General features: G+C 73.6%; 4 protein-coding genes. All 4 read left to right on the forward strand.

Going from position 1 to position 3,409, the window contains the following annotated elements; all coding sequences use genetic code 11:
- Positions 1-382, forward strand: a 382-nt coding sequence (locus AB0J09_RS60020; protein ID WP_360712653.1) for a TOBE domain-containing protein, incomplete at its 5' end; no start/stop codon positions are given.
- A complete protein-coding gene (locus AB0J09_RS60025; protein WP_360712656.1) occupies positions 379-1,236 on the forward strand; it encodes an ABC transporter permease in 858 nt (285 codons plus the stop codon). The genes AB0J09_RS60020 and AB0J09_RS60025, both read left to right, overlap by 4 nt.
- On the forward strand, positions 1,229-2,044 hold the full coding sequence (locus tag AB0J09_RS60030; protein WP_360712659.1) for an ABC transporter permease: 816 nt from the start codon (positions 1,229-1,231) through the stop codon (positions 2,042-2,044). Before AB0J09_RS60025 ends, AB0J09_RS60030 begins: the two co-directional genes overlap by 8 nt.
- Positions 2,041-3,409, forward strand: a 1,369-nt coding sequence (locus tag AB0J09_RS60035; protein ID WP_360712662.1) for a hydantoinase/oxoprolinase family protein, incomplete at its 3' end; no start/stop codon positions are given. The genes AB0J09_RS60030 and AB0J09_RS60035, both read left to right, overlap by 4 nt.

Raw genomic sequence — 3,409 nt, forward strand, 5'->3', positions numbered from 1 at the left:
GGCGCAGTTCATCGGCGCGGCCAACGTCCTGGAGGGCACGGTGACCGCCTCGGGCGGGCTGGACCTCGGCGGGCTCGTCCTCGAGTGCGGCCCGCTCCCCCTGCCGCCGGGCGACCGCGCGGTGGTGGCCGTCCGCCCCGAACGCATCCGCCTGACCGCGCCGGGCGCGGACTCGGCGGGGACGGCCGGGACGGTGGGGTATCGGGCCTTCGCCGGGGACGCGTGGCACGTGGAGGTGCGGCTGGCCGACGGGCGCGTCCTGAGCGTGCAGGTCGCCGACACCGGCGCGGGCGCCGAAGACCCGCCGGGCGCGGGCACGCCGGTGCTCGCCCGCTGGGACCCCGCCGACGTCATCGTCCTGGAAAGCCAGGGGGCCGGATGACGCGCAGGTGGGCGGGCGTGCCGTACGTGCTGCCGCTCGTCGTCTTCCTGGCCGCCCTGTTCCTGGTCCCGCTCGCACGGCTGCTGCGCCTCAGCTTCAGCCCCGTCGACGCCTACAACGCGGCGCTGCCCGGCTTCACGCTCGAGCAGTACGGCCGGGTGTTCACCGAGCCGTACTTCTACGGGTCCCTGCTCCAGACGCTGGCCACCGCGCTCCTGGTGGCCGTGCTGTGCGTGGCGCTGGCGTACCCGGCCGCGTACTTCCTGGCCCGACAGCGTCCCGGCGTGGTGCGTACCCTGCTGTTCGTCATCGTGATCTCGCCGCTGCTGACCAGCGTGGTGGTGCGCACGTACGGGTGGGTCGTGCTGCTGTCCGGGAACGGGCTCGTCAACCGGGCGCTCGTCGCGTCCGGGCTGCGTGACCAGCCCGCGCAGTTGCTCACCAGCTACCCGGCGGTCGTGGTCGCGGTCACGCATGTGCTGCTGCCGTTCGCGATCATCCCGCTCACCACGGCGCTCGGCGGGCTCGACCGCAATCTGCACCGGGCCTCGCAGACGCTCGGCGCCGGGCCGATCCGGACGTTCCTGCGGGTCACGGTCCCGCTCAGCCTGCCCGGCGTGGTCACCGGCGCGCTCATCGTCTTCGCGCTGGCCATGGGCATCTACATCACCCCGCTGCTGGTCGGCGGGGTGACCCAGCCGTTGACGGGCATCCGGGTCTACGACCAGGTGACGACGGTGTTCGACTACCCGGTCGCGGCGGCGCTGAGCTTCGCGCTGCTGGCGCTCACCGTCGTGTCCACGGCGCTGCTGGCGGGCGTGTTCCGGATCTGGGAGAGGCGCCTCCATGGGTGAGCGGGGCATGGGTGAGCGTGGCTACGACAGGACCGTGCGGCTCGTGGCCGCGGGCCTGGCGGCGCTGGTGTTCCTGTTCCTGATCGCGCCGCTGGTCGTGCTGGTGGTCAGCTCGTTCAACCGGGCGGGCTCGATGGCGTTCCCGCCGTCGGGGCTGTCGCTGCGCTGGTACGCCGAGGTGCTCGGCTCGCCCGACTGGCAGGTCTCGTTCCGGCTGAGCGGGGTGCTCGTGCTCCTGGTGGTGCCGACGACCGTGATCATCGGCACTCTCGCGGCGTACGGGCTGACGCAGGGCTCGTTCCCGGGGCGGCGGCTGCTCCAAGGTCTCGCGCTGTCGCCGCTGATGGTCCCGGAGATCATCGTCGCGCTCGGGCTGCTGTACTACTTCCACGGCGTCGGGCTGATCAACTCGGTCACCGGGCTGTGGCTGGCGCATTCCCTGGTGGCGCTGCCGTTCGTGGTGCGCGCGGTCATGGTGAGCGCGGCGCAGCTCGACCCCGCGCTGGAACGGGCCGCCCTGAGCCTCGGCGCGGGGCGTACCCGGGTGTTCCTCACCGTGACGCTGCCGCTGCTGCGACCCGGCATCCTCGCGGGCGCGATCCTGGCGGCGGTCACGTCGCTGGGCGAGGTCGCCGTCACGGCCTTGGTGGCGGGCGCCAACACCACGACGGTGCCGCTGCGGATCTTCTCGGCCGTGCAGTACCAGCTCGACCCGTCGATGGCCGCGGTGTCCACGCTGCTCATGGCGGCGAGCGTGGTGGTGATGGTGGTCGCGGACCGTTTCGCTCGAATTTCGGAGGCCCTATGAGTGGCGCACGGATCGGCATCGACGTCGGGGGGACGTTCACCGACCTCGTGGCGGCCGTACCGGAACGCGGACTCGTGGTGCACCACAAGGAGCCCAGCACGCCCGCCGACCCCTCGCTGGCCGTCGCGGACGGGCTGGCGGCCATCCTCGCCCAGGCGGGGCTGCGGCCGGAGGAGGTCGCGGGCGTCGTCCACGGCACCACGATCGGCCTGAACGCCGTCATCCAGCGCCGCGGCGCGCGGATCGCCCTGGTCGTGACGGAGGGCTACCGGGACATTCTGGAGATCGGCCGCAGCCGCATGCCGTCCTCCTTCGACCTGTACGCGGGCAAGGAGGAGCCCCTCGTCCCCCGGAACCTGATCGTCGAGATCTCCGCCCGGCTGGGCCCCGGCGGCGAGCCCGTGGCCGAGCCGGACGCCGCCGAACTGGACCGCGTCGCCGCGCGCCTGCGGGCCACGGGAGCGGACGCGGCGGCGGTCGTGATCCTGCACGGGTACACCGACCCGGCCTTCGAGGAGGCCGTCGCGACTGGGCTGCGCGAGCGGCTGCCCTCGCTGCCTGTCACGGCGTCGGCCACCGTGTGGCCGGAGGTGCGCGAGTACGAGCGTGCCCTGGTGGCCTGCATGAACGCCTACATCCAGCCGCTGATGCGCGACTACTTCGCGCGGCTGGAGAGCCGGGTGCGCGGGCTGGGGGTGTCGGCGCCGATCTTCATCAGCGCGTCCAACGGCGGCTCGATGAGCCTGCGCTCCGCCGCGGAACGGCCCGTCGAGACCATCCTGTCGGGACCCGCCGCCGGGGTGGCGGCCGCCGCGCGGCTGGGCGCGGGCGCCATCGTCACCTTCGACATGGGCGGGACCAGCAGCGACATCGCCGTGACCATGGATGGCTCGCCCGAGCTGGCCACCCACACGACGGTCGGCGGGCTGCCGCTGATCGTGCCCGTCGTGGCGGTGCACGCGATCGGCGCCGGGGGCGGGTCCGTCGTCTGGGTGGACGGTCCTGGGGTGCTCAAGGTGGGGCCGAGCAGCGCGGGCGCGGATCCCGGCCCGGTGGCGTACGGCCGGGGCGGGGAGCGCCCGACGGTGACGGACTGCTACCTCGCGACCGGGCTGATCGACCCGGACACGTTCCTGGGCGGCCGCATGCGCCTCGACGCCGACGCCTCGCTCAAGGCCCTGTCGGAGGTCGCCACGGAAGGCGACGGCCTGGGACGGCGCGGCGGGGTGACCGTCGTGGATGGCGAGGAGGCCGCTCACGAGGTCGCGGCGTCGGCGCTGCGCGTGGCGACGGCGGGCATGGCCACCGAGCTCCAGAAGATCATGGCCCAGCGCGGACTCGACCCGCGGCGGTTCACGCTCGTGC

The sequence above is a fragment of the Nonomuraea sp. NPDC049784 genome, assembly GCF_040659615.1.
Taxonomy (GTDB): Bacteria; Actinomycetota; Actinomycetes; order Streptosporangiales; family Streptosporangiaceae; genus Nonomuraea.